1 pseudogene is annotated in these 264 nt (G+C 46.6%); it reads right to left on the bottom strand.

Annotation, left to right across the window (positions count from 1 at the left end):
- Positions 1 to 48: 48 nt before the first annotated feature.
- Positions 49 to 264, bottom strand: a pseudogene (locus L975_RS16970) (transposase); the annotation flags it as partial.

Genomic DNA, 264 nt, shown 5'->3' with positions numbered 1-264 from the left:
GAGTTATCAAATGGCGTACCACCTTACGACGTTGCGGTACGCTTACCACTTTCGGGTATTCAGATCTTGCAGCATGGCCTTGTCGAGGGTTAAATCTGCAACAATACGTTTGAGTTTCTCGTTTTCTTCCCGCAATAGCTTCAACTCGCGGACTTGGTCCGACTCTAGACCTGCATACTTTTTCTTCCATGCATAAAATGTCCCTTCCGCAATCCCAAGCTTTCGTGCAATTTCAGCGATTGGTAATCCTGCTTCATGCTGCTT

The organism is Plesiomonas sp. ZOR0011, assembly GCF_000800945.1.
Lineage (GTDB): Bacteria > Pseudomonadota > Gammaproteobacteria > Enterobacterales > CAMTGL01 > Plesiomonas > Plesiomonas shigelloides.
Note: the sequence above shows the minus strand (reverse complement) of the source record. Positions and strands in the feature narration are given on the sequence as shown.